An 18,041-nucleotide genomic window follows, 5' to 3' on the forward strand; every position below is an offset into this window, starting at 1 on the left:
TTATCGACGCCTCCGGTCCCACCCCATCCTCGATTCGTTGACTCGCGTTGGTTGGGGCTACCATCGTCCGAAGGTATGATTGCCCGCGCCCGACGGCGGTACAAAAAGGAGAGAGTTGTTGGAGACCATCAAGGCATATTTCGCGTTGACGAAGCCGAGGGTCATTGAACTTCTCTTGGTCGCCGCGATCCCCGCGATGCTGCAGGCGCACCGCGGCGAGGTGCACCTCTGGCTCGTGCTGGGCACGCTGCTCGGCGGCTGGATGGGAGCCGCGGCCGCGAACACCTTCAACATGGTCGCGGACTACGACATCGACCAGAAGATGGGCCGCACCCGCGCCCGTCCGCTGGTGCGGCACTCGGTGACCAAACAGAAGGCGGCCGTGTTCGCCTGGGTGATGCTCGTGCTGTCCGTGCTCTGGCTCGGGGTGCTGTGCAACTCCTGGCTGGCGGCGTTTTTCATCCTCCTGACCAACTTCTTCTACATCTTCATCTACACGAAGTGGCTGAAGCGCCGCACCTGGCAAAACGTGATCTGGGGCGGTGCGGCCGGCTGCATGCCCGTGATGGTGGGCTGGGCCGTGATCCGCGACAACGTCCACGACGGTTCCGCCGACAACTGGTGGCAGGCCATCGTGCTGTTTTTGATCATCTTCTTCTGGACCCCGCCGCACACCTGGGCGCTGGCCATGAAGTACAAGGACGACTACGCCCGCGCCAACGTGCCCATGCTGCCGGTGGTGGCGACTGCGGAAGAAACCTCCCGCCAGATCGTGATCTACTCCTGGCTCACCGTGGCCGTCTCGCTGCTGCTGGTGCCGGCCGCGTCCTGGATCTACCTGGTAATCGCGATCGCCTCGGGTGCGGCGTTCTTGGTCATGGCGACCAAGCTGCACCAGGGCATCGTGCGCGACGAGAACGTCAAGCCGCTGAAGCTGTTCATCCTCTCCAACAACTACCTCGCCGCGCTGTTTCTGGGCCTGTCCTTCGACGCAGTGCTCGGCTGGGAGACCGTCGGCCAGCTGCTGTTCTAAACCTTCAGCACAACCGAGCCGGTGGTCTTTCGCGCCTGCAGGTCCTCGTGGGCCTGGCGGGCGTTTTTCAGCTCGTAGGGCGGGTGGATGCGGATTTTCACCGTGCCCTCTTCTACCGCCCGGGCCACGGCCTGGGCGCGCATGAGGAACTCGTCGTCCGTGGCCACGTAGTGCTTCAGCGACGGGCGGGTGAGAAACAGCGCGCCGTGGGCGTTGAGCTCCTGGATCTTGAACGGCTCGACGTCGCCGGAGGCGGAGCCGAACGAGCAGACCAGCCCGCGCGGGCGGGTGACGTTGAGGCACATCTCGAAGGTGTCTTGGCCGACGCCGTCGTAGACCACGTCCACGCCGCCGCCGCCGTTCTCGGCCTTGATCTGCTCGGCTAGGTCCTCGCCGTAGCGGAACACCTTGGTCGCGCCCGCCTCGTAGGCGAGCTTTTCTTTCTCGTCGCTGGAGACCACCGAGTACACGGTCGCCTCCTCGGCGGCCGCCATCTGGGTCAGGATCAGCCCCACGCCGCCGGCGCCGGCGGTGACCACCATGGTGTCGCCCGGCTTCGTCTCGCGCACGCCGTGGAGGAGGTAGTGCGAGGTCATGCCCTGCAGCAGCATCGAGGCCGCCACCGCAGGATCGACGCCCTCCGGCACGGCGACCAGCCGGTTGCGGTCCACCGCCACCTGCTCGGCGTAGGAGCCGGGGGCGGCGTGCCAGGCTACGAGGGTGCCGGGCGCGATCTCGCCCTTGGGATCTTCCACCACGCGGCCGCAGCCCTCCGTGCCGGGGATGTACGGCGGGTTGGAGGGGTAGGTTCCGGAGCGGTAGTAGGTGTCGATGTAGTTGATGCCGGCGTACGTGACGTCGACAAGCAACTGCCCCTCAGACGGCTGTGGCGGCTCGGCGTCCTTGTACTCGAGGACTTCCGGGCCGCCGTGGGATGTGACAACGATTGCTTTCATGTCACACGAGCGTAGGCAACCTGCGCTTCCCGTGTGCAAAAAGGAACCCGCTGAATGCAACCACCGTCGACGACATGGCGATATGCGCCGGGATTGTCCAGCGCGGAACCCCCATGCGGAACTGGATCACGCCGATGGCCCATTGCACCAGAATCATGGCGATGAGCACGTATGCGGTGCGCTTTGCGTCCTCCGGCGCGCCGGAGTTGCGCAGCAGCACCGTGGTGATGATCGTGGCGATGAGGTAGAGGTACATGCACGCCGCGTGCACGTATGCGAGCACGCGCGTGTCCATCTCGAGGCGGCCATCCATGCCCGCGCCCGCGTCGCCCGAGTGCGGGCCGGAGCCGGTGACCATGGTGCCGGTGATGAGCACGAGGCACAGCGCCGCGGCGGCGATGAGCGTCCACGTCTGCGCCGAGCCGGGGTAGCGGCGGGTGGGGGCGGAGTTGTCGGGCTCGGCGATGCGCATGTAGAGCATCGCAGCGACGAATACGAGCACCATCGACGGCAGGAAGTGCACCGCCACGGACCACCAGCGCAGGTCCAGTCGCACGGAGATGCCGCCGATGACGGCCTGCACGACCACGCCGAGCAGGGAGATCCAGGCCAGGGTCTTGATGTCCTTGCGGCGCCCGGCGCGGATCACGGCGTACAGCACGAGGCCGGCGGCCGCGGCGACCACGAAGGTCAGGGTGCGGTTGCCGAACTCGATGGCTTGGTGGATCCAGGGCGCCGCGCCGGCGACCGGCACGAGCGAGCCCTCGTGGCACAGCGGCCAGGTGTCGCAGCCGAGGCCGGAGCCGGTCACGCGCACGAGCGAGCCGGTGACGGTGATGCCGCCCTGGCACAGCAGCAGCACCATCGCGAGGGTGCGCTGCAGCTTCAGTGACGGGTCGCGCCAGGCCTCCCTCCAGGAGTTCGGGCGGGTCTCGGCTGTGGTTGCGGTCACTGTTTCTCCAACTTTCGGACGATGTTGATCGTGGTGAGTGTATCGCGCCTAGCCGTCAAAGCGGAACAAGCGCACGGCCGCGGTCACCGCGGCGACCCCCCAGGCGGCGAGTGAGGCCCACGCCACCCAGTTGACCTGCAAAGACAGCGCTTGCACCAGCGCGCCTGCCAGCGCCACGGTGGGCACCGCGTTCCACCACCCGGCGTGCGCGATGTCGCCGGAGTAGCCCACCCAGCCGAGGATGCCCATGAGCACCAGCCAGATCAGGTTCGCAAGCGCCAGCACCAGCTCGGCGCGCAGGGTGCCGCCCATCAGCAGCCCCAGCGCGGTGAACGCGGCCACGCCACACAGGAGGGTGGCCAGCCCGAACGCGGCGCCGGCGGGGGTCACGCGCCACCCCAACGCCAGGGCGATTGCGCCGAGCACCACCAGCTGCACCACCACCGTAGCCAGCACGCCGAGGATCTTGCCCACGATGATGGTCCAGGGCGGCACCCCGGACGCGCCGGTGCGCTTCAAGGCCCCGTAGCGGCGGTCGAAGGCGACGGCGATGGCCTGGCCGGTAAAGCCCGCACCGGTGGCGGCCACGGCGAAAACCATGGGCACCAGCACACCCGAGTCGGTGTTGTCGCCCAAAATCGGGGCGAAGTGGGCCGCCAGCAGGATCGCCGCCGGGATCAGCACGTTGACCAGGAGCTGCTCGCCGTGGCGCAGCATCAGCTTCGCCTCGATGCGCCCCTGGGCCGCGGCCATCCGGCCGAAGGACGCCCGCTGCGGCGCCGGGGCGAAAATGCCGGGGGTGAGCTTTTTCATTAGCTCCTCAGCTCCCTTCCTGTGATGTCCAAAAACACGTCCTCCAAGTTGCGGTGGGACACGCTCAGCTCGCGGATCAGCACACCTTGGCGTGCGGCCTCGCGCGCCAGCTTCTCGACGACCTCCGGCGAGCCCGAGCCCTTGATCCGGTAACTGCGGGGCCGGATCTCCTCGACGGTGAGGCCGGCGGGCGTGAGCTCGTCGTTAAGCTTGTGCACCTCGAAGGCCTCTGCAGTGTCGAAAGAAAGCACCGGAAACTCCTCGTGGCTGGTGAGCTCCTCCGGGGAGCCCTGGGCGACGACGGTGCCGTGGTCGATGATGACCACGTCGTCCGCGAGGCTTTCGGCCTCGTCCATGAGGTGGGTGGTGAGCAGGACGCTCACCCCGTCGCGCTTCAGCGCCGAGATGATGTCCCACACCGCCATGCGTGACTGGGCGTCCAGGCCCGCGGTGGGCTCGTCCAAGAAGATCAGCTCGGGGCGGCCGATCAGGGCCAGCGCCAGCGACAGGCGCTGCTGCTGGCCGCCCGAGAGGCGCCGGTAGGTAGTCTTCGCCGCTCCCTGGAGGCCGACTAGCTCCATGAGCCAGCGCGGGTCGTGGGGGTGCTTGTTGTAGCTGGCGGCGAGGTTGAGCATCTCCTCGACGGAGACGCCGGCGTAGGAGCCGCCGCCCTGGAGCATGATGCCGATGCGGTCGCGCACCTTCTGCGGATGCGCGACCGGGTCCATGCCGAGCACCCGGATCGACCCGGAGGTGGGTTTGGTGAAGCCCTCGCACATCTCGATGGTGGTGGTTTTGCCGGCTCCGTTGGGGCCCAGAAGCGCGAGCAGCTCGCCGCGCCGCGCTGTGAAAGAGAGCCCGTCAACCGCCGTTTTCTCGCCGAATCGCTTGATAACGCTTTCGACGACCAGCGCGTGATCACTCATGGGTGATGAGTGTAGACCTCCTGCGCCGCCACACCCGAAGCGCGAGCGCTACGCACGCCGCCAGGAGGATGAAGCCGACGACGGCGGAGCCGTAAATCGTGGCGACGGCGCCCGCCTGGAGACGGAGCCCGCGAGGGAGGACGAGGAAGCTCACCAGCGCCGAGTACCCGGCCACAGAGGCGCGGAAGGTAAAGCGGTTCGCCCACGCCGCGAGCGGAAGCACGGCCCACAGCGGGTACCAGGGGTGCACGACGGGAAACAGCACCACCAGCACGAAGGTGGACACGCCGAGCCCGCCTACCGGGTGGATGGTGCCGCGGTAGGTGGCCCACAGCATGCGCAGCGCAAACGCCGCCGCGACCGTTAGCCCCGCCCAGCGGGTCACGCTGAGCATCGCGTCCGTGTGGTCGCCGAGCCCCAGGTTCATGCCGAGGAAGCCTCCGGCGACGCCGATGTCGGTGGTCAGAGACAGCCAGCTGCGGATCTGGGCGGCGCCGCCTTGGCCGGTGACCCAGCCCAGGCCGATGCCGGAGGCCAGCGAGACCGCGATGGCGGTGGCCGCCAGCATGGTCGCGTGCAGGGCGGCGGAGGTCGCGATGGCGCGGGGGCCGCTGCGCTGGCGCTGCGGGCGGGTGCGCAGGTGGCGGGCCAGCGCCATGCCGGTGAACCCGAGGGCCAAAAAGCCGATCACCTTCACCATGCCGGCGCAGCTGATCAGGGCGGCAGAGGCAGCGAGCAGCGCCCAGCCGGAGCGGCGGTTGCTCTCGAGCCGGTCGATGCCGCGCAGCCCCACCTCCAGGCCGACGAGCAGCAGGCCCATCATGATGGCCTCGTTGTGGATGCCGCCGACCATGTGCAGCACCGTCAACGGGTTGAGGATGCCCAGCCACAAAGCGGCCGGGCCGGTCACACCGCAGCGCTTCGCCAGCGCGAGCACGGCCCAGGCCGCGGCGAGGATGCCAGCGACAGACACGGCGCGGTGGGCGAGCACGCCCCAGAAGATCGAGTCGCCAGTGATGTGCGAGATCACCGCCGCGGTCCCCAGCGCCACCGGTCCGTACGGGCTAGGCGAGTGCGCCCAAATGAACGGCACGGAGCGGGCGAGGTGGTGCTCCACCCCCAGCAGCTCGACGGGGCCGGAGGAGTACGGGTCGAGCCCCTGGCGCACGATGCTGCCGTTGGCCAGGTAGGAGTAGATGTCCTGGGTGAAAAGCGGCGCGGTGGCGATAAGTGGGACCACCCAGGCGATGAAAGTGCGCAGCATCTCCGGGTTGCTCACCCGCGCCCCGCGCGCCGCGCCTGGCGACGCCCCGACGAACGGGGCCATGGCCAGCCACGCCGCCACCAGCACGCCGACGCCGATGAGCACAAGCGCGTTGGAGGCGAGCATCATGCGCCCCATCTCCGCGCCGAAGGGGAAATTCTGCCACGGGTTTTCCACCACCGGCAGGGCGCCGCCGCCGATGCCCGCGAAACCGATCAGGAACGCTCCGGCGGCCCCTGCCCAGCGCAGCGCGGCGAAACGGCCGCGCTCGCGGGCCCGCACAGCCGCGCTTGTGGGTGCGCTGTGCGCAGGCGAGGCCGGGTCGTGCAGCAGCGTCGAGCGGGACCCGGGTCGCCCGAAGCGCGGCAGCTCGCTGGCCACGTTCACGCGCGGGGCGCGGCGGGCGCGTCGGGAGCCGTGCGGGCGGTCGGGTGCAGTCACGGTTGAACAGTCTAAGGCGCGCCCCGACACGGGCCCACCCGGTGCGGCAGGAATATTTACAACACACTAGTGTTGTGAAAAGGCAGCGACCCAGACCACATCGAGCGAAAGGTGGTGCCATCGTGGATACAGTGGAAACCCACAACCCCGCTCCTGCGGACGCGTCCCGCGCTGGCGGCGACACGCGCTCGCAGGTGATGTCGGTCCTGCTCAAGCGGGGGCCGGTAGCGGCCAGCGACATCGCGGAAGAGCTCGACCTCTCGGCGGCCGGCGTGCGCAGGCACGTGGACAAGCTCGTCGAGGAGCAGCTGGCCGAGCCTTGCGCACCGCGCGCCGTCGCGGGCGAGGAGCAGGGGCGCGGCCGTCCGGCCAAGCACTTCCAGCTCACCGCCGCGGGCCGGGAGCGCTTCGGTTCGCATTACGACGGTCTCGCGCTCGACGCCGTGGAACTGATCCAGCAGATCGGGGGCGAAGACGCGGTGCGCGACTTCGCCCGCGCTCGCGTGGAGAAGATCCTCGGCGACGTGGAACCGGCGGAAGATGCCGAGTCGACGGCGCGCCGCGTCGCCGCCGCGCTGGAAAGGCACGGCTACGCCCCGAGCGTCCACCGCACCGACGCCGGCATCCAGATCTGCCAGCACCACTGCCCGGTGTCCGCCGTCGCCGCGGCGCACCCGGAATTCTGCGAGGCGGAAAGGGAGGCGGTGGCGCGGATCGTCGATACGCATGTGCAGCCGCTCGCCCTCATCTCCGACGGCGACGGAATCTGCACAACTAACATCCCCCTTGCTGCGGCGCGCACCCGGACGCGCCCGGCGGGAACAGCAACGAAAGGAGCGGCTGACAATGACTGAAGTGAAGCCCACACCAGGCCTTGAGAAGCCGATGAACGACGACGAGATCATCGAGTCGATCGGCGCCTACAACTACGGCTGGCACGACTCTGACGTCGCCGGCGCCTCCGCGCGCCGCGGCCTGAACGAAGAGGTCGTGCGCGACATCTCCGGCATCAAAAACGAGCCGGAATGGATGCTCAACCAGCGCGTGAAGGCGTTGGAGATCTTCGACAAAAAGCCGATGCCTACCTGGGGCGCGGACTTGTCCGACATCGACTTCGACAACATCAAGTATTACGTCCGCTCCACCGAGGAGCAGGCCGCCAGCTGGGACGACCTGCCGGAGGACATCAAGAACACCTACGACAAGCTGGGCATCCCGGAGGCGGAGAAGCAGCGCCTCGTCGCAGGTGTGGCCGCGCAGTACGAGTCCGAGGTGGTCTACCACCAGATCCGCGAGGACCTGGAGGAAAAGGGCGTCATCTTCGTCGACACCGACACGGCCCTGCGCGAGCACGAGGACCTGTTCAAGGAGTACTTCGGCTCCGTCATCCCGGCCGGCGACAACAAGTTCTCGGCGCTGAACACCGCCGTGTGGTCCGGCGGCTCCTTCATCTACGTCCCGCCGGGGGTCCACGTGGACATCCCGCTGCAGGCCTACTTCCGCATCAACACGGAGAACATGGGCCAGTTCGAGCGCACCCTCATCATCGTCGACGAGGACGCCTACGTGCACTACGTCGAGGGCTGCACCGCCCCGATCTACAAGTCGGACTCGCTGCACTCCGCGGTGGTGGAGATCATCGTGAAGAAGGGCGGCCGCTGCCGCTACACCACCATCCAGAACTGGTCCAGCAACGTCTACAACCTGGTCACCAAGCGTGCGAAGGCTGAAGAGGGCGCGACCATGGAGTGGGTCGACGGCAACATCGGCTCCAAGGTGACCATGAAGTACCCGGCCGTGTGGATGACCGGCGAGCACGCCCGCGGCGAGGTGCTCTCCGTTGCGTTCGCTGGCGAGGGCCAGTTCCAGGACACCGGCGCGAAGATGACGCATATGGCGCCGCACACCTCCTCGTCCATCGTGTCCAAGTCCGTCGCCCGCGGCGGCGGCCGCGCGGCCTACCGGGGCCTGGTGCAGATCAACGCCAACGCCCACGACTCTGCGTCCAACGTGGAGTGCGACGCGCTGCTGGTGGACGACATCTCGCGCTCGGACACCTACCCGTACAACGACATCCGCAACGACCGCGTGACCCTGGGCCACGAGGCGAAAGTGTCCAAGGTCTCCGAGGACCAGCTGTTCTACCTCATGTCCCGCGGCATCGCCGAGGAAGAGGCCATGGCCATGATCGTGCGCGGCTTCGTCGAGCCGATCGCCAAGGAGCTGCCCATGGAGTACGCCCTCGAGCTGAACCGCCTCATCGAGCTGCAAATGGAAGGATCGGTGGGCTAAATGGCCGAAACCGTCAAAAACGCCACCACGCACAACAACAAGGGCGACCTGTTTTCCTCCTTCAACGTGGAGGACTTCGAGGTCCCGGGCGGCCGCGACGAGGTCTGGCGCTTCATCTCCCTGCGCCGCCTGCGCGGCCTGCACAACGGCGAGTTCGCCCCGCAGGCCGAGGCGCAGATTGCGGTGGAGGGTCCCAGCGAGGTCGCAGTCGAGCAGGTTTCGCTTGACGACGAGCGCGTGACCGCCGCCGGCGCCCCCGTCGACCGTGTCGCCGCCCAGGCGTGGACCTCCTCCGAGAACGCGACCCTGATCTCGGTGCCGGCGAACGCGGAGCTGACCGAGCCGATCACCGTGACCATCACCGGCGCGGGCGCCGACAAGACCACCTTTGGCACCGTCGTGGTCGAGACCGGCGCGAACTCTTCCGCCACCGTTGTGGTGCGCTACGCGGGCTCCGGCACCCACGCCGACAACGTCAACTGGGTCATCGGCGAGGGCTCCCGCGTCAACGCCGTGGTGGACGCCGACTGGGAACTGGATGCGGTGCATGTGGGCCAGCAGTCGATCGTCGTGAAGCGCGATGCAACCCTGCGCCACCACGTGGCCACCTTCGGTGGCGAGATCGTCCGCATCACCCCGCGCCTTGCCTTTGAGGCGCCGGGCGGCGACGCCGAGCTGACCGGCGTGTACTTCGCCGACGCGGGCCAGTACATCGAGAACCGCCTGCTGGTGGACCACGCGGTGCCGAATTGCCGCTCCAACGTGCTGTACAAGGGCGCGCTGCAGGGCGACAAGGCCTCCAGGCTTCCGGAAGCCCGCACCTGCTGGGTGGGCGACGTGCTCATCCGCGCCGAAGCGAAGGGCACCGACACCTACGAGACCAACCGCAACCTGGTGCTCACCGACGGCGCACGCGCCGACGCCATCCCGAACCTGGAGATCGAAACCGGCGAGATCGCCGGCGCAGGCCACGCCGCAACCGTCGGCCGCTTCGACGATGACCAGCTGTTCTACCTGCGCTCCCGCGGCATCCGCGAGGAAGACGCCACCCGCCTGATCATCCGCGGCTTCTTCAACGAGGTCCTCAACCAGATCCCCGTCGAGTCGATCCGCGAAGAACTCATCGCCCGCGTCGCCGGCGAGCTCGAGCGCAACGAAAACTAAAAGGAGCAATACATGTCCACCCTGGAAATCAAGAACCTGCACGCCAACGTCCTGCCCACCGAGGAAGGGCAGGAGCCGAAGCCGATCCTCAAGGGCGTCAACCTGACCATCAAGGGCGGCGAGACCCACGCGATCATGGGCCCGAACGGCTCCGGCAAGTCCACCCTGGCCTACACGCTGGCGGGCCACCCGAAGTACGAGGTCACCGAGGGCGAGGTGCTTCTCGACGGCGAGAACGTCCTCGACATGGAAATCGACGAGCGCGCCCGCGCCGGCCTCTTCCTGGCCATGCAGTACCCGGTTGAGGTGCCGGGCGTGTCCTCCTCGAACTTCATGCGTTCCGCAGTCACCGCGGTGCGCGGCGAGGCCCCGAAGCTGCGCGAGTGGGTCGGCGAGCTCAATGCCGCCCGCGAGGCGCTGCAGATGGACGCCTCCTTCTCCGAGCGCTCCGTCAACGAGGGCTTTTCCGGCGGCGAGAAGAAGCGCCACGAGGTCATGCAGCTCGCGCTGATGAAGCCGAAGTTCGCGGTCATGGACGAGACCGACTCCGGCCTGGATGTCGACGCGCTGCGTATCGTCTCCGAGGGCATCAACCGCTACCAGGACGAGACCGGCGGCGGCGTGCTCATGATTACGCACTACAAGCGTATCCTGAACTACGTCAAGCCCGACTTCATCCACGTCTTTGCCGACGGCAAGATCGTGCAGACCGGCGATGCATCCCTCGCCGACCAGCTCGAGGCCGAGGGCTACGAGAAGTTCATCTAATGGCGCTCGACGTAACAGCCATCCGCAAGGAGTTCCCGATCCTGTCTCGCACCGTGCGCGGCGGCAAGCCGCTGGTGTACCTGGATTCGGGGGCGACGTCGCAGCGTCCGCAGCGCGTGTGGGATGCCGAGCGCGACTTCGTGCTCGGCTGCAATGCGCCCGTGCACCGCGGCTCCTACGAGCTGGCGGAGGAGGCCACCGACGCCTACGAGTCCGCACGCTCGGCCATCGCCGCGTTCGTGGGCGCCAGGGGCGACGAGATCGCGTTCACGAAGAACGCCACCGAGGCGCTGAACCTGGTCGCGTACGTGCTGGGCGATTCCCGCGCCGGCTCGTTCTCCGTGGGCGAGGGCGACACCATCGTGGTCACGGAGCTCGAGCACCACGCCAACCTCGTGCCGTGGCAGGAGCTCGCGCGCCGCACCGGAGCGACGCTGAAGTGGTACACGATGACCGAGGACGGCCGGATCGACCTCGATTCGCTCGAGCTCGACGACACCGTCAAGGTGGTGGCGTTTACCCACCAGTCCAACGTCACCGGCGCGCACGCCGACGTGGCCGAGATGGTGCGCCGCGCTAAGGCGGTTGGCGCCCTGACTGTGCTGGACGCCTGCCAGTCGGTGCCGCACATGCCGGTGGACTTCCACGCCCTCGACGTCGACTTCGCGGCGTTTTCCGGGCACAAGATGTGCGGCCCGTCCGGCGTGGGCGCGCTGTACTCGAAGCACCTCAACGAGCTGCCGCCGTTCCTCACGGGCGGCTCCATGATCGAGGTCGTGCGCATGGAGGGCTCAACCTACGCGCCGGCGCCGCAGCGGTTCGAGGCCGGCACCCAGATGACCTCGCAGGTCGTGGGGCTCGGTGAGGCGGTGCGCTTCCTCACCGAAATCGGCATGGAAGACATCGCCGCGCACGAGCGCGAGCTCACCGCCTACGCCCTGGAGCAAATGCAGCGTATCGACGGCCTCCGGATCGCCGGCCCGCTCACCGCCGACAACCGCGGCGGCGCGATCGCCTTTACGGTCGAGGGCGTGCACCCGCACGACCTGGGCCAGGTGCTCGATTCCGAGGGCGTTGCCATCCGCACGGGCCACCACTGCGCGTGGCCGCTGCACCGTGGCCTGGACATGCAGTCCACGTCCAGGGCGAGCTTCTACCTGTACAACACGCTGGATGAGGTTGATACCTTGGTGTCGTCGATTAGCAAAGCGAAGGAGTTTTTCGCGCGATGAACCTCGAATCCATGTACCAGGAAGTCATCCTGGACCACTACAAGAACCCGCAGCACGCGGGGCTGCGCGAGCCGTACGAGGCGGAGGTGCACCACGTCAACCCGTCGTGCGGCGACGAGCTGACGCTGCGCGTGCACCTGTCGGAGGACGGCTCGACTGTCGAGGACGTCTCCTACGACGCCGAGGGCTGCTCGATTTCCCAGGCCTCCACCTCGGTGATGGCCGAGGAGGTCATCGGGCTGCCTGTCGACGAGGCGATGTCGAAGCTCGCCGCCTTCGACGAGATGATCACCTCGCGTGGCACCGTCGAGGGCGATGCATCCAAGATCGGCGACGGCGTGGCGTTCGCCGGTGTAGCCAAGTTCCCGGCGCGCGTGAAGTGTGCGCTGCTGGGGTGGAAGGCGTTCCAGGCGGCGACGTCGGACGCCTTGGGAGAATCGGACGCCCCGGAAGAGAAGGAGTAGCTATGACTGAACCGGACAAGCAGGCGGAGCGCCCACAGCAGACCGAGGAGCAGCTCAAGCTCATCGGCGAGGTGGAGGAGTACCTCCACGACGTGATCGACCCGGAGCTGGGTATCAACGTCGTCGACCTCGGCTTGGTCTACGACACCTGGATCGAGGAGCGCGAGGGCAAAACCGTCGCGGTGATCAATATGACGCTGACGTCGCCGGCGTGCCCGCTCACCGACGTGATCGAGGAGCAGGCCACCCTGTCGGTCGTGAACAACACGGCAGTGGACGACTTGGAGATCAACTGGGTCTGGATGCCGCCGTGGGGCCCGCAGTTCATCACCGAAGAGGGCCGCGAGCAGCTTCGCGCCCTCGGGTTCGCGGTGTAGAGCACCTCTTGAATTCCCCCCAGGTTGTTACCCTGAGGGGGAATTCACATTTCGAGGAGGTTATTATGAACTTGGCTCTCAGTGAGGTCCTGATCATACTCGGCACTGGCGGACTGCTCTTGCTCCCGTTAGCGCTCATTTGGTGGGTCGTGCGCTCCGCCTCGAAGAAGTAGATCTCGATTTGGGGGCTGTTGATACAGTTTCCCCGTGATTGTCACCAATGATCTCGAGGTCCGCGTCGGCGCGCGCACACTTCTCGACGCCCCCGGCCAGCACCTCCGCGTCCAACCCGGCGACCGCATCGGCCTGGTCGGCCGCAACGGTGCCGGCAAGACCACCACGATGCGCATCCTGGCGGGGGAGACCGAACCCTACGGCGGCTCGGTGACCCGCTCGGGCGAGATCGGCTACCTCCCGCAGGACTCCAAGGAGGGCGACATCGAGCAGACCGCCCGCGACCGCGTGCTCTCGGCCCGCGGCCTGGACCAGATCCAGCGCTCGATGGCCAAGCAGCAGAAGCTGATGGAGGAGACGGACGGGGAGGAGCGCGACAAGGCCATCGCGAAGTTTTCCCGCCTTGAGGAGCGCTACCAGGCGCTCGGCGGCTACGAGGCGAACGCGGAGGCAGCGCAGATCTGCGACAACCTGGGGCTGCCGGAGCGCATCCTGGACCAGCAGCTGAAGACCCTGTCGGGCGGCCAGCGCCGCCGCGTGGAGCTCGCCCAGATCCTGTTCGCTTCGCGCCAAGGTTCGGGCAAGTCCCAGACCACCCTGCTTCTCGACGAGCCGACCAACCACCTCGACGCCGATTCCATCTCCTGGCTGCGCAACTTCCTGTCCAAGCACGAGGGCGGGCTGATCATGATCTCCCACGACGTCGAGCTGCTCGACGCGGTGTGCAACAAGGTCTGGTTCTTGGACGCGGTGCGCGCCGAGGCCGACGTGTACAACATGGGCTTTTCCAAGTACAAGGATGCCCGCGCCCTCGACGAGGCCCGGCGCCGCCGCGAGCGCGCCAACGCCGAGAAGAAGGCCTCAGCCCTGCAGAAGCAGGCCGCGAAGTTGGGCGCGAAGGCCACGAAGGCCTCGGCCGCGAAGCAGATGATGGCGCGCGCCGAGCGCATGATGGGGGAGCTCGACGAGGTCCGGGTGGCCGACAAGGTCGCCTCCATCTCCTTCCCGGAGCCGGCGCCGTGCGGCAAGACCCCGCTGTTCGGCAAGGGTTTGACCAAGATGTACGGCTCCCTCGAGGTCTTCGCGGGCGTCGACCTAGCGGTGGACAAGGGCTCGCGCGTGGTCGTGCTGGGCACCAACGGCGCCGGCAAGACCACCCTGCTCAAGCTGCTCGCCGGGGTGGAGCGCACCGACGGCGAGGGCGGCGTGGTCTCGGGCCACGGGCTGAAGATCGGCTACTTCGCCCAGGAGCACGACACCATCGACGGTGACAAGAGCGTCTGGGAGAACACCATCGAGGCCTGCCCCGATGCAGGCCAGCAGGACCTGCGCGGCCTGCTCGGCGCCTTCATGTTCTCGGGCGACAAGCTGGAGCAGCCCGCGGGCACGCTCTCGGGCGGCGAGAAGACCCGCCTAGCGCTGGCGACTCTCGTCTCCTCGCGCGCGAACGTGCTGCTCCTCGACGAGCCCACCAACAACCTCGACCCCCAATCCCGCGAGCAGGTCCTCGACGCGCTCAAGACCTACACGGGTGCCGTCGTCCTGGTCACCCACGACCCGGGCGCGGTGCGCGCGCTTGAGCCGGAGCGGGTCATCATCATGCCCGAAGGCGACGAGGACATGTGGAGCGACGAGTACATGGAGATCGTCGAGCTCGCCTAAACTTCCCGACCTGCTCGGGCGCATCTAGAACGGCGGGTACGGGTCTTGCCCCTTCGCCCATGGCGGGGGTTCCACCGGCTCCCGTGGGGGAGGTGGATCCGGCGGTTCTGGTGGTACTCGGGTTTCTGATGAGGCCGTACCGCCACCCGGATCGGGCACGATTGCTCGATTCCGCTGCCGGTGTCTCTTTCGTATCCTGTTGACCGCCGAATGCTCGGCCGCATCTGCATGGTTGAACTGTAAGGTTGCGCACCCGGGTTCCTTCACCCCGGCCCGACCCGTCGCCGGGTCCACATCCATGTGACTGGTGTTGTTTCTGTGGTCTTTGAAGTCGTTGTTGCAGCGATGGTGGGTCCGACACAGCGCTGTGAGGTTATCGATGTTGGTGTCGCCGCCTTGCAGCCACGATGTGATGTGGTGGATCTCCGTCTCTGTGAGCGGGGCGGTGCAGCCGGTCCAGGCGCACACGCCCTGCACCGCCAGCAACGTGATCCGCTGCGCAAGCGACGCCAATCGCCGCGTCCGGTAGAGGTTCAACGGCAACGACGTTGCGTCGTCGACAGTCAGCACGAAGTCGGACGTTCCATCCATGCCCAAACGCACGAGGTCGAAGGCGTCGAGCTCGATTCCGGTGTTGGTGGCGAACTTGGTGGTCGGCCCGGCCTCCGCCAGTTCGTCCAGCGTCACCGACACAACCACGGATGCGCACCCGCCGCCGGTTGGTTTCGCGCAGGCGTCGTAATGCTTGAGTACCTCGGAGAACTGGTCGTACCTGCGTTGCGACGGCGTGCGGTAATCCTCGACACCCTCGGGGAGGTTCGAGTTGGGCACCAACCCCTTATCGCTCAGCGCTTTGAACAGCGCTGAATCAGAGGCCACGGCATCGATAGTTATCCGGCATGTCCCGTCTGCGCGCTGGGCGCCGATGTGCAGCCCGCGGTTTTCCATGCCCGCGTTCGGGTTCGTAGGCTCGACGTGCTTGCGGTTCTCGCGCTCGACCCAGCGGCGCACGGTGGCGCGCAAATCTTTCACGGAACGTCGAGGAGCCTCCGCGAGCGCGTCCGCCTGGAGACGGGCACGCGCTCCCTTCGCATCCCCGACAAGCTTGTCTAGCTCTTGGCGGATCACGCGCTGTTTCTCGGCGTTCACTCGCTCGGCGGCACGGCGGGCTTCTTCTTGCTTGCGCCGCGCCTCTTCGCGGGCAGCCGCTCGAGCAGCCTCGCGGGTCGCTTCCTCCCGCTCTGCCTCCGCCGCCGGATCCGCGGGGGTTTCCTCACAATCGGTATCGAACAGGTCGGTGACCTGCTCCTCTTCAACCTCGGGCTCACCGTAGTAGTCCCGGCCTCGGGCGAGACGGTCGTAAGCGTCCTTGGGCTCCAACCCGAGCTTCTTTTGAAGGTACTGATTGGCGTGCTTTGAGCCGACGACGCGCCCGGCGTCGTCACGCTCGCACACGTACGCGAAAAGCGCGTCGAGCGTAGCCTTCACGTTGAATATTGCTTCGAGGCGCTCGAAATCCTCCCGAACCTCCTCGAACTCGACCGCATCGGGGTCTGCACACAGGTCCTTCATGGCCAGGAGGGCATGAATGATTGTGTCGACGTGCTTTCGCAGTTCAACGGTCATTTCGCCCTCCTTTCAAGTTGCCTAATCGAATGGGTTTACGATTAACCTACAAGCCGCCCCGACATAAACAGGATCTATGTCCACCATCGAACACATAAGGAGAAAAACTGTTACTAGGATCACATTTTTCAGAATGGCACAGCGCCAGCCCAGGGCTCATAGTCGGGATGAGAACCGACGGGCATCCGAGGCTGCGCCCAGGGGTCCACTAGCCGCCTAAATTCGGCCAACATCCGCTCAACGGCCTCATCGGTGAGGTCCACAATCATCAGCAACTCGCCGTCGGCCTTACTTAGCCGGAGCGACTCGTTGGGGACATCAACGGTGACCATCGGGCAGTCAACCTCGCGCGGTGGCGGTGTCGTAGTCGCGTACTCGTTTCCGATTTTCAGGCATTGAAACGGTTTCACCAAGTCGTTCAGCTCTCCGAAGTGCCAGAGGTCGGAGAAGAGTGAATCGACTGTCTGGCCCCAACGAACTCGGGGTAGGAACTTCTCTATGGCATCTTCACCGCCCACTGGGTAGAAGACGTCAATGCCGGAGGCGAGCTCTCCACTGCGTTCGCAAATGAGCCGCACCGCCGAGAGCTTCGGAAACTTCGGCGTCTCTCCGTATGGGTCTGGCTCATTTTTGGCCCAGACCAGCTCGAATAAGGGATACACGTCGTCTGGGGTTAGCGCGCTGCGCATCTTCGGCATCCCACTGACCTGCGGGGTCACCTCACCTCGAGCGTAATCCAACGTCAAATATTCTTCGCTGTGGACATCAAGAAGCTTGCCAATGACGTTCGCGCCGAATGGCGTTGAGTTCCAGTGGAACACCCAAGTAAGTGCCTGCTCCAGCCCCCGAAAAGGATCTGAGGTGTCGATTCTGAATAAATTAATTTATATATTCACAAAAGGTCTTGCGGGAAACGGAGAGCTAAACCATCATAATTAATGAGACAGGGTTTCCTTTTTGATTCATGTCTCACTTGACCCCAACATCAGCGCCAAAGGTTTATTCTCTCCCGTCGCATATCTTCCAGATATTTTTGAAGGGTGTTGCCCGTGAAAGTAAAGAAATTTTTATCCGCCACTTTGGTGGCATTTATCGGGTTACTTGTTTCCCCCACTGCAGTGGCCGCTCAGCCAATTGACTGGACTATTAGCCAAACAATCATTGGCCCGAAAGGCGAGGATCTTCCACTCCGCGTAGGGCAGGGAGATGAGCCCGGCAGTGTTGGTTTTGGGCTTTCTCAGATCAAGGACAGTCACGGCGGTTTCGTTCCAGCCACTACAGAGATTGACACAGTTTTACATAACGCCCCCGACTGCAAAGGCGGCTTAAATGCAGGAAATGGCAAGAAAGAATGCTCTTACCCAATCAATGGAAGAGTTATGACGGTTGTTGCCACAGAGCGAGTAGATCCCGTGAGCGGAGACGGCCGACCTGTCGGAATAATCACTGCTTTCTACCGCTAGGAGAATAGTCATCAATCAATTTATTTCTATCACGACTGATGAAATCAAGTTTTTGAAAAATATATCCACCCAAATGTTTCAAGACACCATACTTCCAGAGGAAACAATTTTAGCAGGAGTCGGCATCCAAGCGGGAAGAAACAGCGGCTCCCCCGAAAATCAGCTCTGGTACCACTTCGATCTCTTTAACCCTGGACTTCACGAAGGAAAAGTTGTTCGTCTTTGGGGAAGATTCCCTGATTTAAGTAAAAATGAAGAATCTATCGAGTGGGACGAAATGCTCCAGGGCTCTGGTTTTGTAGAGATGTTCCTTACCTCAACCCCTGAAAAAAATAGATTCAATTCTATGGAATATATCCAGAAAGGATGATGTCACCGAGAATCCACTCGAACTGCATAGTGTTTGAATCGACTGTGATCCCGCGGGGTTCGCA

Annotated in this window: 18 protein-coding genes; 11 read left to right on the forward strand and 7 right to left on the reverse strand. The window is 65.4% G+C overall.

From position 1 onward, the window contains the following. Nucleotides 1-118 precede the first annotated feature (118 nt). Nucleotides 119-1,033 carry a heme o synthase gene (locus ACF3NP_RS03765; protein ID WP_181888467.1) on the forward strand — a complete coding sequence of 305 codons (915 nt, stop codon included), beginning with the start codon at nt 119-121 and terminating at the stop codon, nt 1,031-1,033. Here ACF3NP_RS03765 and ACF3NP_RS03770 read toward each other — a convergent pair. The 5 genes from ACF3NP_RS03770 to mptB all read right to left on the reverse strand — a co-directional run bounded on the left by ACF3NP_RS03770 (nt 1,030) and on the right by mptB (nt 6,385). Then, nucleotides 1,030-1,989 carry a quinone oxidoreductase family protein gene (locus tag ACF3NP_RS03770; protein WP_181888466.1) on the reverse strand — a complete coding sequence of 320 codons (960 nt, stop codon included), beginning with the start codon at nt 1,987-1,989 and terminating at the stop codon, nt 1,030-1,032. The genes ACF3NP_RS03765 and ACF3NP_RS03770 overlap by 4 nt on opposite strands. Before the next feature lies 1 nt (nt 1,990). After that, nucleotides 1,991-2,854 carry a COX15/CtaA family protein gene (locus ACF3NP_RS03775; protein WP_181889588.1) on the reverse strand — a complete coding sequence of 288 codons (864 nt, stop codon included), beginning with the start codon at nt 2,852-2,854 and terminating at the stop codon, nt 1,991-1,993. 135 nt (nt 2,855-2,989) lie between these two features. Beyond that, nucleotides 2,990-3,754, reverse strand: coding sequence for an ABC transporter permease (locus ACF3NP_RS03780; RefSeq protein ID WP_181888465.1), 765 nt, complete (start codon nt 3,752-3,754; stop codon nt 2,990-2,992). After that, on the reverse strand, nt 3,754-4,680 hold the full coding sequence (locus tag ACF3NP_RS03785) for an ABC transporter ATP-binding protein (protein WP_181888464.1): 927 nt from the start codon (nt 4,678-4,680) through the stop codon (nt 3,754-3,756). Before ACF3NP_RS03785 ends, ACF3NP_RS03780 begins: the two co-directional genes overlap by 1 nt. Continuing rightward, a complete protein-coding gene (mptB, locus tag ACF3NP_RS03790) occupies nt 4,673-6,385 on the reverse strand; it encodes a polyprenol phosphomannose-dependent alpha 1,6 mannosyltransferase MptB (RefSeq protein ID WP_370642059.1) in 1,713 nt (570 codons plus the stop codon). The genes ACF3NP_RS03785 and mptB overlap by 8 nt, the downstream gene beginning before the upstream one ends. Before the next feature lie 197 nt (nt 6,386-6,582). Here mptB and ACF3NP_RS03795 point away from each other — a divergent pair, with 197 nt between their 5' ends. The 8 genes from ACF3NP_RS03795 (at nt 6,583) to ACF3NP_RS03830 (ending at nt 14,518) form a co-directional block, all read left to right on the forward strand. Then, on the forward strand, nt 6,583-7,239 hold the full coding sequence (locus ACF3NP_RS03795; protein ID WP_181889586.1) for a helix-turn-helix transcriptional regulator: 657 nt from the start codon (nt 6,583-6,585) through the stop codon (nt 7,237-7,239). Between the two features lie 31 nt (nt 7,240-7,270). Continuing rightward, a complete protein-coding gene (sufB, locus tag ACF3NP_RS03800; RefSeq protein ID WP_181889585.1) occupies nt 7,271-8,677 on the forward strand; it encodes a Fe-S cluster assembly protein SufB in 1,407 nt (468 codons plus the stop codon). Further along, on the forward strand, nt 8,678-9,841 hold the full coding sequence (sufD, locus tag ACF3NP_RS03805; RefSeq protein ID WP_181888463.1) for a Fe-S cluster assembly protein SufD: 1,164 nt from the start codon (nt 8,678-8,680) through the stop codon (nt 9,839-9,841). A gap of 12 nt (nt 9,842-9,853) precedes the next feature. After that, nucleotides 9,854-10,609 carry a Fe-S cluster assembly ATPase SufC gene (sufC, locus tag ACF3NP_RS03810; protein WP_181888462.1) on the forward strand — a complete coding sequence of 252 codons (756 nt, stop codon included), beginning with the start codon at nt 9,854-9,856 and terminating at the stop codon, nt 10,607-10,609. Next, complete coding sequence (locus ACF3NP_RS03815; RefSeq protein WP_181888461.1) at nt 10,609-11,841, forward strand: cysteine desulfurase; 1,233 nt, start codon at nt 10,609-10,611, stop codon at nt 11,839-11,841. The genes sufC and ACF3NP_RS03815 overlap by 1 nt, the downstream gene beginning before the upstream one ends. Then, the gene (gene sufU, locus ACF3NP_RS03820) at nt 11,838-12,305 is read left to right on the forward strand and encodes a Fe-S cluster assembly sulfur transfer protein SufU (RefSeq protein ID WP_181888460.1); all 468 of its coding nucleotides are present in this window, start codon (nt 11,838-11,840) and stop codon (nt 12,303-12,305) included. Before ACF3NP_RS03815 ends, sufU begins: the two co-directional genes overlap by 4 nt. A gap of 2 nt (nt 12,306-12,307) precedes the next feature. After that, a complete protein-coding gene (locus tag ACF3NP_RS03825; RefSeq protein ID WP_181888459.1) occupies nt 12,308-12,682 on the forward strand; it encodes a metal-sulfur cluster assembly factor in 375 nt (124 codons plus the stop codon). Between the two features lie 207 nt (nt 12,683-12,889). Then, on the forward strand, nt 12,890-14,518 hold the full coding sequence (locus tag ACF3NP_RS03830) for an ABC-F family ATP-binding cassette domain-containing protein (RefSeq protein WP_181888458.1): 1,629 nt from the start codon (nt 12,890-12,892) through the stop codon (nt 14,516-14,518). A gap of 24 nt (nt 14,519-14,542) precedes the next feature. Here the strand turns inward: ACF3NP_RS03830 and ACF3NP_RS03835 are convergent, their stop codons facing one another. Continuing rightward, nucleotides 14,543-16,144 (reverse strand): HNH endonuclease signature motif containing protein, encoded by a 1,602-nt coding sequence (locus ACF3NP_RS03835; RefSeq protein WP_181888457.1) that lies wholly within the window; start codon nt 16,142-16,144, stop codon nt 14,543-14,545. Between the two features lie 128 nt (nt 16,145-16,272). Further along, the gene (locus tag ACF3NP_RS03840) at nt 16,273-16,965 is read right to left on the reverse strand and encodes a hypothetical protein (RefSeq protein ID WP_181888456.1); all 693 of its coding nucleotides are present in this window, start codon (nt 16,963-16,965) and stop codon (nt 16,273-16,275) included. Nucleotides 16,966-17,193: 228 nt separating this feature from the next. On the opposite strand from ACF3NP_RS03840, the gene ACF3NP_RS03845 reads away from it, so the two are divergent. Together ACF3NP_RS03845 and ACF3NP_RS03850 are read left to right on the forward strand one after the other, a co-directional pair. Next, nucleotides 17,194-17,607, forward strand: a complete 414-nt coding sequence (locus tag ACF3NP_RS03845) for a hypothetical protein (RefSeq protein WP_181888455.1) — start codon at nt 17,194-17,196, stop codon at nt 17,605-17,607. 73 nt (nt 17,608-17,680) lie between these two features. After that, nucleotides 17,681-17,977, forward strand: a complete 297-nt coding sequence (locus ACF3NP_RS03850; RefSeq protein ID WP_148363845.1) for a hypothetical protein — start codon at nt 17,681-17,683, stop codon at nt 17,975-17,977. Nucleotides 17,978-18,041 lie beyond the last annotated feature (64 nt).

It is taken from the genome of Corynebacterium lehmanniae (genome assembly GCF_043161975.1).
GTDB classification, from domain to species: domain Bacteria; phylum Actinomycetota; class Actinomycetes; order Mycobacteriales; family Mycobacteriaceae; genus Corynebacterium; species Corynebacterium lehmanniae.

Bases quoted from the DNA above. Each gene is read 5' to 3' on its own strand.
- ACF3NP_RS03780 (WP_181888465.1), bottom strand. From the start codon at position 3,754: ATGAAAAAGCTCACCCCCGGCATTTTCGCCCCGGCGCCGCAGCGGGCG.
- ACF3NP_RS03775 (WP_181889588.1), bottom strand. From the start codon at position 2,854: ATGGTGCTGCTGCTGTGCCAGGGCGGCATCACCGTCACCGGCTCGCTC.
- ACF3NP_RS03795 (WP_181889586.1), top strand. From the start codon at position 6,583: ATGTCGGTCCTGCTCAAGCGGGGGCCGGTAGCGGCCAGCGACATCGCG.
- ACF3NP_RS03815 (WP_181888461.1), top strand. From the start codon at position 10,609: ATGGCGCTCGACGTAACAGCCATCCGCAAGGAGTTCCCGATCCTGTCT.
- ACF3NP_RS03835 (WP_181888457.1), bottom strand. From the start codon at position 16,144: ATGACCGTTGAACTGCGAAAGCACGTCGACACAATCATTCATGCCCTC.
- sufU (WP_181888460.1), top strand. From the start codon at position 11,838: ATGAACCTCGAATCCATGTACCAGGAAGTCATCCTGGACCACTACAAG.
- ACF3NP_RS03785 (WP_181888464.1), bottom strand. From the start codon at position 4,680: ATGAGTGATCACGCGCTGGTCGTCGAAAGCGTTATCAAGCGATTCGGC.
- ACF3NP_RS03850 (WP_148363845.1), top strand. From the start codon at position 17,681: ATGTTTCAAGACACCATACTTCCAGAGGAAACAATTTTAGCAGGAGTC.
- sufD (WP_181888463.1), top strand. From the start codon at position 8,678: ATGGCCGAAACCGTCAAAAACGCCACCACGCACAACAACAAGGGCGAC.
- sufC (WP_181888462.1), top strand. From the start codon at position 9,854: ATGTCCACCCTGGAAATCAAGAACCTGCACGCCAACGTCCTGCCCACC.
- ACF3NP_RS03770 (WP_181888466.1), bottom strand. From the start codon at position 1,989: ATGAAAGCAATCGTTGTCACATCCCACGGCGGCCCGGAAGTCCTCGAG.
- sufB (WP_181889585.1), top strand. From the start codon at position 7,271: ATGAACGACGACGAGATCATCGAGTCGATCGGCGCCTACAACTACGGC.
- ACF3NP_RS03825 (WP_181888459.1), top strand. From the start codon at position 12,308: ATGACTGAACCGGACAAGCAGGCGGAGCGCCCACAGCAGACCGAGGAG.